The following is a 7,420-nucleotide window of genomic DNA, read 5'->3' as shown; positions in this document are numbered from 1 at the left end:
CTTTTGTAATAGCAACAGTTGGGCAAACTTCTTCACACTTACTACAAATTACCTCTCTTCTTCCATCATATTGACAAATAGTTTTATCATAAGTTGTAAATTTTCTATATGAAAAAGAGTTTATATTATCTTTTAATATTTTAACTACTTCATTTATGCTACTTAAGTTTGGATCAAAAACTCCAATTCTCTCTTTTGGAGATGGTTTTGCATCAAACCAAACAATTTGAGAAACTCTTAAAGTTATATCTTTATGACTATCTTTTACTATTACTTCAAAATTTCCAATCTCTCCACTAATAGTTTTTAAAATTGTTTCATCTATTCTAAAAAGTTCAAAGTCATCTTTTGATAATTGAGATGTGAATAAATCATACTCTTCTTGTGTTTTTGTAATTAACAAAACCTCTTTTGAAACATCTACACTATGCGAAATATCCTGAGCAAAGTCAAATCTTGTAGCATTTATTTCATATAGTTTTGAAACATTTTGAATCTTTTTTGATAAATTATCTTGTGAATTTTTTATATAAAAGTCTATCTCTGAAGCAACAAATTCAGAGTTCACATCTTTTGAGTTTGATATTAAAAAACTTTTATCTTTAATATCATCTAAACTAGTAGCTACTTGGATTTTTTCACTTAAAGGGAAATCCAACCCGTTTTTATTGTAGTATATAAACTCTTGCATAACCTATGCCCTTAATTTTTAGTAAAAAATATTTTACCATATTCTATATATAAAGAAGTTAAATAAAACTTAATTTATAAAATATATAAAACATCTTATAACAAATAGACTGAGAGTTTTAAACACAAATAATGTAAACTTATGAATGGTTAAAAAAGTTTTATTTGTAATGCTTATTTTTATTTTAATATATACTCTTAATAGTGAAAAATCTTATAATCAAGAAAATATATTGATTGCATCTTCTATACCACAAAGTGGAGCTTTAAAAGATTGGGGAGAGTCAGTTTTTGAAACTACAAATAGTTATTTTAAATATGTAAATGATAATAACTTAATAGAAAATAGAAAAATATTTTTTAAAGCTTTAGATGATAAATATGAACCAGATTTAAGTTACGAAAATATACACAAACTATCAAATGAGAATATTTTAGCTTTTTATGGAATAGTTGGAACGCCTACAAATAGTAGAGTAATCTCAATTATAAAAGAGAGTCAAATTCCATACTTTGCACCATTTTCAGGAGCAAGTTTTTTAAGAGATAGCGATTTTTCAAATATTGTAAACTTTAGAGCATCTTATAAACAAGAGATACAATCCTTAGTAGATTATGTTGTAAATAAAAAAGGATTAAATAAAATAGCAATTTTTTATCAAAATGATGAGTATGGAGAAGAGGGATATATATCAACTTTAGAGGTTTTAAAAAATAAAAATATCTCTTTTATATCAACAGGAACTTATAAAAGAAATACTCTATCTATAAATCATGCATTTAATGAGATAAAAAACTCTAAACCAGAAGTTGTAATAATGATTGGAGCTTCAAAAGCTAGTTCACTATTTATTCAAAAAGCAAAAGATGAAAAGATATTTCAAGATACTATTTTTTGTAACATCTCATTTAGCGATGCAACCTCTATAGTAAAAGAGTTAGAAGCTTCAAATACCAATACGAAAAATCTAATTTTTTCTCAAATAGTTCCAAATTATGATGATAAATCTTTAAAAATTGTTCAAGAGTATCAAAATATAATGAATAAATATTCAAACAATTTAGAGTTTGGTTTTATATCTTTTGAGGCATTTTTAGCTTCAAAAATTTTGGTTGATGCTATAGTTAAAAACATAGATAACTTAAGCAAAAAAAACTTTATTAATAGTTTGAAAAATCCATCAAAAGATATTTTACATGAGATAAAACTAGAGTTTAAAAATAGTCAACTTTTAAATAAAATCTATTTATATCAATACAAAAATGGTAAATTTCAAGAGATTATAAAATGAAAAAACTACTTAAATATTTTGATACATTAAAGTTTTCATATAAGGCAAACTTCTTAATTTTTATTATTGCTGGTGGTATGATTTCAATTATAGTTTTATCTCAAATCTCAATATTTATTTTAAAAGATGATTTTGACACTCTTTTTGATAAAAGAACAAAAAGCTTAATCAAACTTCAAACAATTAAAGATTCATATAAAATTAATATTCAAGACACTCTTAATGAATTTGAAAAAAATAGTCTAAGCTATGAACAAACAATTGAGGTATTAAATATAGCTAAAGAGATTATTGAGAAAAATTGGAGTGAATACAAATATAGATTAAATAAAGATTTTAATAACTCAATATTATCAAAGATAAAAACCTATTTTATAAATTCAAATCACTATAAAAACCAATATATAAAAGAGCTAAATATTGAAAATATTGATAATAAAATGGTTGATATTTTTAGCTCAATTGAAAAATTAGATAAAAAAAATAGCAAAGAGTATTTTACAAATATAAATTTTAATATAGACTCAATTTTTGTATATCTAGGAAGTCTTGTAAACTATGATTTAAATCTTGCAATAAATGAAAAAAGAGATACTGATAATATTTTTAAATTGGTTACAATATTCTCTTTTATCTCTATCTTTTTTGTTGTATTTTTTACAATTATATTATCTTTATTTATTACTTTTCACTTTAGAAAATTGTACTATTTGCAAGAGAAGATTGTTGAGAAAAAGACAAAAGAGCTAAAAGAGTTAAATAACAATTTAGAGCAAAAAATTAAACTAGAAGTTGCTAAAAATAGAAAAAAAGATATTATCATGTTTCAACAAGCAAGATTTGCAAGCTTAGGAGAGATGTTAAATAATATTGCTCACCAATGGAGACAACCACTTGGCTCAATTACAATGATTATTCAAAGTTTTCAAACAAAAATGAGAGTAAACAAACTATCACCTGAGTTTGTTGAACAAAAAGTAAAAGATGCACTACTTTTAGCACAAAATATGTCAAATACTTTAGATGATTTTAAAAACTTTTTTAGCCCAAATAGATCAAAAAATAGCTTTTTTATAAAAGATTGTGTGGAACACTCAATTGAATTATCAAAATATTTTTTAAATAAAGAGAATATAAAAATAGATTTAATTGTAAAAAAAGATAAGCAAATTACAACTTTTTATAATGAACTTTCTCATATATTTTTAAATATAATATCAAACTCCAAAGATGCTTTAGTAAGCAGTGTTAATAAAAATGATAGAATCATAAAAATCATAGTAAATAGCAAAAAGAATTTTCTTTTTATCAATATTATTGATAATGGAGGTGGAGTTCCTGATGATATTTTGCCAAAAATATTTGAACCCTACTACACAACAAAATATAAAAGTGCTGGAACTGGAATTGGTCTTTATATGTCCAAACAGATTATTGAAAAACATTTAAACGGTGAAATATCTTGTAAAAATATAAAATTAGAAGTGAATAAAAAGGTATTCAAAGGAGCATCTTTTACAATCACAATACCAATATTTGAGGATAAAAATGAGTAAGAATTTAGAAATTTTAAAAGATTTCAATATTTTATATCTTGAAGATGATGAGAGTCTGTTAAAGCATACAAAAGATGCTTTAGAGGATTTTGTAGCAAATATTTATGGTGTTAAAACAACTGTTGAAGCTATGAAAATTTTACTTGAAAAAAGAGTTGATGTAATTATTAGTGATATACAACTAGAAAATGAGAATGGTATTAATTTTTTAAAATATATTAAAAGTAAAAATATAAATATTCCTAGTATCTTAACAACAGCTCACACAGATACAAACTATTTAATAGAAGCCATTAAATTAAAAGTTGAAAACTATCTTATTAAACCAATAGATATAAATGAACTTTTGGATAGTTTAGTTGATGTTTTACTTCCAAAAGTACAAGAAAAAGAGCTAAAGAAAAATGAAAATATTATAAAAACTATTGGAGCAATTACAGATAGTAAGCAAGTAGAGATTGTAAAATATATTTTTAATAATCTTGATGAAAATAATAACTTTTTTGGCTCTTATAGTGAAATTATGGATAAATTTTCTATCTCTAAACCAACTTTAATTAAACTATTTAAAGATTTAGCAGATAAAAATATTTTAATAAAAATTGCTCACAAAACTTACCAATTTGATGAAAAGAGTTTAAATTATTGATAAAATAAAAGCTTTTTATAAAATATTTGGTCCTGGTATCTTAATGGCAACTGCTGCTATTGGAGGTTCTCATTTAGTCTCTTCAACTCAAGCTGGAGCACTGTTTGGCTGTGGCTTTTTACAGTTTTAGCTGTAATTGCTGCTGTTGTAAATACTGCTGCTGTTTCAATGTTTGCAGCAAGTTTGTTGGGATATTTTATTCCTATAAAACTAACTATTTCTCTTCTTAGTTTTATAATTATTTTTGCTTGTCTGCTTATTTTAATTGCTGGAAGATATAAGCTTTCCATCATCTGCTTTAAGTGTCGCCTCTTCAACCAAAGTTTTTATTTTTTTAGCAGCTTCTGCACTTCTATTTGCTAAATTTCTAACCTCCCCAGCAACAACTGCAAAACCTTTTCCAGCCTCTCCTGCTGTTGCAGATTCAACTGCTGCATTTAAACTTAAAATATTTGTTTGAAATGCTATTTGATCAATTACAGTAATTGATTCATTTATAGCTCTTATTTTAGTATTTATATCATCCATAGAGTTAGCAGTTTTTTTTTCCAAATCTTCTCCAACAAAAACTGATTTTTTAACAATTTGTCCCAAATTTGCCATTTTTGTAGCATTTTTTGTATTTTCTCTAGTTATATTTGTAATCTGTTCTAATGCTCTTGTAGTTTGCTCTAATGAACTTGCTTGTTCACCTGTTTTTAATGCTAAATTATTCATTGAAGATGACATAAGCAAAGAGTTCTCTTCTAAAATCTCTCCATTTTCAAAATTGTTTCTTGCACTATTTTCTAAAGTTTTACCAAGTAAATTGATACTCTCCATCAATAATCGCATCTGGTCTTTATATTTATCTAGTTATTTATCGTCTCTAAATCTCTATTTGAAACTACACTAAACATAAAACTCCTTTATGGATCTATATTTTGAAATCTTATTGCAATAAAGATTTGTTTAGTAGCCTTATAATGTTATTTGATATTTGAAATGTAGAAGTTTGTAGTGTAAAATAAGGAAGAGTTTTTACTCCTCCTTTTAAATATATTTTTTGAATTAAGAAAGTATCTCTTCTAAAGTTATATAATCTCCAACTCTTCCTGTCATTTGTTCAACATCAGTGTTTACTGGAAGTGTTTTTTTACCTGGTCTCCATCCTGCTGGACAAACTTCACCTGTTTTACTTGCATGTTGCCAAGCTCTAACTTGTCTTAAAAACTCATTTACATTTCTTCCAACGCTATCTGCTTGAACCTCTTGAGCTACACAAATACCATCTGGATTAAATAAAAATCTTCCTCTTAATGCAACTCCCTCTTCTTCTAAAAGTACACCAAAATCAGAAGCTACACTTTTTGTAGTATCAGCACCAATTGTAAGTTTTAATCCTTTTAAAATTGGTTCAGTTTCAACAAATCTTTTGTGTGAAAATTTTGTATCTGTTGAAATAGGTAAAATTTCAACTCCAAGCTCTTGGAACTCATCATATTTTGCATTCATTGCTGCAATTTCTGTTGGACAAACAAATGTAAAATCTGCTGGATAAAAACAAATTACTGTCCATTTTCCTTTATAATCTTCACTTGATACTGTTGTATAGTGTCCTGTTTTTGCATCATATGCACTCATTTTAAATTCTGGCATTTGTCTTAAAACCATTGTTGAACTCATTTTTTTCTCCTTAATAATTTCTGTTGTATTTTCATTAATAGTAACTTTTTTTTCTTTTCTAGCTTTTATAGATGTATCACACGCCATAAAATCTCCTTAAATTTTACAAAGGATAATTTTTTTCCTTTGATTGAAGAAATTCTATAAGAATTAAAATTAAATTATACTTAAAATATTAATAATTCTTATCAAGATTTCATAATTTTATATTATAATTGAATGATAATTGACATTTATATATTAAAAAGATTATAATCCAAAAAATTGAATAATTTAGGAGTTTTTTATGGCAAGTAAAATATACATAGGTTTTATAGTTGCATTTATTTTATTTTTAACTTATGGAGTTTTAAATCAAAAAAAAGATGATCCAAAAGCAAAAAGAGTTGCTTGTCAAAAGAGTGTTACAACATTTGAAAAAATTTATTCAAAAGATATACAAAAAGCAAAAGATCTATTAATAAGTTCAAACTATAATATAGAGTCTTATATAGAGTATTCACAAAATATGAAAAGTAATTTAAAAAATAGCTTCTCAAATAAAGATAGTGATAAGATTTTAGTGGATGTTTTAAAGAGTTTTGAAACAGAAGAGAAACAACAAAATGAGAAACTACTTATCTCTTATTATATTTACGAAAATGATAAAAAAGATGAAGGAAAAAAGAATAAAGATGCCTTTTTATATGCTGGGTATTTAGTTTTTGAGTTTAAATTAAAAGATGAATTGCTTTATAAAATACAAATTGATTATATGAATATTGATACAAGTGATATAAAAAGTAGAATGAGTTGTGTTATTGAATCATTTTTGACTATTTAATAGGCTATATTAACTTATTCCAATATATAAAAGATATATCATCAAAAATATAGTCCAAGCCAAAATTCCAATTACTGCTATCCCTTTTACTTTGTTCATTTTATCTTCCCTATGATAATTTAAAGATGATTGTACTAAAAATTTCTTAAATATCTATTTTTTATTCTTGTAAGTAAAAGGGAAAAATAGTTTATGTGGTTTTTTACAAATCTCAATTATTAAGTTTTTAATAAAAGAGAAAAAGTTACCAAACTTGGTATCTCTTGACAATAAAGATACTTTTAATGCTAAAGTAAAACTTACAATTAAATTTACAAAACCTATTAATAAAACACAAACTAGATAGTATATAAAAAGAGTTACAGATATATCAAAATGCATTGATGTATATCCTAAATATGCACTTGAAAATGCAACATGCGAAATATCAAGTGGAAGATTTAATAAATATCCAATAAAAGGTGTTATTCCCAAAAGAATACCAAAAAAGAAGTTACCTAATATTGAACCATAATGCTCATGTAAATATGTTGCAAATTTTTCTCTATACTTATCGCTTATTAGTTTTTTTAGTAAAGGTTGATGATAGTATCTATCTTTTAACTCCAATAAATCAGCTTGAGTATAATCTTGATATTTTTGAATTCTCTATTTTTGATAGAACTAAATCTGTAATTGCTCTTGCAATTCTTCCGTTACCATCATCAAAAGGGTGAATAATTACAAACCAAAGATGAGCTATACA

At 24.9% G+C, this 7,420-nt stretch carries 9 protein-coding genes and 1 pseudogene; 4 read left to right on the top strand and 6 right to left on the bottom strand.

Features of this window, described 5'->3' with window-relative positions; translation table 11 throughout:
* Positions 1 to 691 (bottom strand): annotated as a pseudogene (locus WC168_RS08805) (4Fe-4S ferredoxin); the annotation flags it as partial.
* 145 nt (positions 692 to 836) lie between these two features.
* Here WC168_RS08805 and WC168_RS08800 point away from each other — a divergent pair.
* Genes WC168_RS08800 through WC168_RS08790 form a run of 3 tightly spaced genes read left to right on the top strand, consistent with a single transcriptional unit; the run spans position 837 to position 4,187 of the window.
* Positions 837 to 1,982, top strand: coding sequence for an ABC transporter substrate-binding protein (locus WC168_RS08800; protein WP_372618740.1), 1,146 nt, complete (start codon positions 837 to 839; stop codon positions 1,980 to 1,982).
* On the top strand, positions 1,979 to 3,538 hold the full coding sequence (locus tag WC168_RS08795; protein ID WP_372618738.1) for an ATP-binding protein: 1,560 nt from the start codon (positions 1,979 to 1,981) through the stop codon (positions 3,536 to 3,538). Before WC168_RS08800 ends, WC168_RS08795 begins: the two co-directional genes overlap by 4 nt.
* Positions 3,531 to 4,187 (top strand): response regulator, encoded by a 657-nt coding sequence (locus tag WC168_RS08790; RefSeq protein ID WP_372618736.1) that lies wholly within the window; start codon positions 3,531 to 3,533, stop codon positions 4,185 to 4,187. The genes WC168_RS08795 and WC168_RS08790 overlap by 8 nt, the downstream gene beginning before the upstream one ends.
* A gap of 56 nt (positions 4,188 to 4,243) precedes the next feature.
* Here WC168_RS08790 and WC168_RS08785 read toward each other — a convergent pair whose 3' ends face one another.
* The 3 genes from WC168_RS08785 to WC168_RS08775 form a co-directional block, all read right to left on the bottom strand.
* Positions 4,244 to 4,480: a hypothetical protein gene (locus WC168_RS08785; RefSeq protein WP_372618734.1), complete on the bottom strand. Its 237-nt coding sequence runs from the start codon at positions 4,478 to 4,480 to the stop codon at positions 4,244 to 4,246.
* Positions 4,449 to 5,021: a methyl-accepting chemotaxis protein gene (locus WC168_RS08780; protein ID WP_372618732.1), complete on the bottom strand. Its 573-nt coding sequence runs from the start codon at positions 5,019 to 5,021 to the stop codon at positions 4,449 to 4,451. Before WC168_RS08780 ends, WC168_RS08785 begins: the two co-directional genes overlap by 32 nt.
* 216 nt (positions 5,022 to 5,237) lie before the next feature.
* Positions 5,238 to 5,939, bottom strand: coding sequence for a peroxiredoxin (locus WC168_RS08775; protein ID WP_066387221.1), 702 nt, complete (start codon positions 5,937 to 5,939; stop codon positions 5,238 to 5,240).
* A 199-nt stretch (positions 5,940 to 6,138) separates the two neighbouring features.
* On the opposite strand from WC168_RS08775, the gene WC168_RS08770 reads away from it, so the two are divergent.
* Positions 6,139 to 6,675, top strand: a complete 537-nt coding sequence (locus tag WC168_RS08770; protein WP_372618730.1) for a hypothetical protein — start codon at positions 6,139 to 6,141, stop codon at positions 6,673 to 6,675.
* A 153-nt stretch (positions 6,676 to 6,828) separates the two neighbouring features.
* On the opposite strand, the gene WC168_RS08765 is transcribed toward WC168_RS08770, so the two are convergent.
* Together WC168_RS08765 and WC168_RS08760 are read right to left on the bottom strand one after the other, a co-directional pair.
* Positions 6,829 to 7,284: a hypothetical protein gene (locus WC168_RS08765; protein WP_372618728.1), complete on the bottom strand. Its 456-nt coding sequence runs from the start codon at positions 7,282 to 7,284 to the stop codon at positions 6,829 to 6,831.
* Positions 7,285 to 7,288: 4 nt separating this feature from the next.
* On the bottom strand, positions 7,289 to 7,417 hold the full coding sequence (locus WC168_RS08760) for a Fic family protein (RefSeq protein WP_372618742.1): 129 nt from the start codon (positions 7,415 to 7,417) through the stop codon (positions 7,289 to 7,291).
* Between the last annotated feature and the right edge of the window lie 3 nt (positions 7,418 to 7,420).

The organism is Aliarcobacter sp. (genome assembly GCF_041672065.1).
Lineage (GTDB): Bacteria > Campylobacterota > Campylobacteria > Campylobacterales > Arcobacteraceae > Aliarcobacter > Aliarcobacter skirrowii.
This window is presented reverse-complemented; position numbering and strand designations above follow the sequence as displayed.

What these genes read in the sequence shown, in the direction of transcription:
- WC168_RS08775 (WP_066387221.1), bottom strand. Translation starts at nt 5,939, where the DNA reads ATGGCGTGTGATACATCTATAAAAGCTAGAAAAGAAAAAAAAGTTACT.
- WC168_RS08795 (WP_372618738.1), top strand. Translation starts at nt 1,979, where the DNA reads ATGAAAAAACTACTTAAATATTTTGATACATTAAAGTTTTCATATAAG.
- WC168_RS08785 (WP_372618734.1), bottom strand. Translation starts at nt 4,480, where the DNA reads ATGATGGAAAGCTTATATCTTCCAGCAATTAAAATAAGCAGACAAGCA.
- WC168_RS08800 (WP_372618740.1), top strand. Translation starts at nt 837, where the DNA reads ATGGTTAAAAAAGTTTTATTTGTAATGCTTATTTTTATTTTAATATAT.
- WC168_RS08790 (WP_372618736.1), top strand. Translation starts at nt 3,531, where the DNA reads ATGAGTAAGAATTTAGAAATTTTAAAAGATTTCAATATTTTATATCTT.
- WC168_RS08780 (WP_372618732.1), bottom strand. Translation starts at nt 5,021, where the DNA reads ATGCGATTATTGATGGAGAGTATCAATTTACTTGGTAAAACTTTAGAA.
- WC168_RS08770 (WP_372618730.1), top strand. Translation starts at nt 6,139, where the DNA reads ATGGCAAGTAAAATATACATAGGTTTTATAGTTGCATTTATTTTATTT.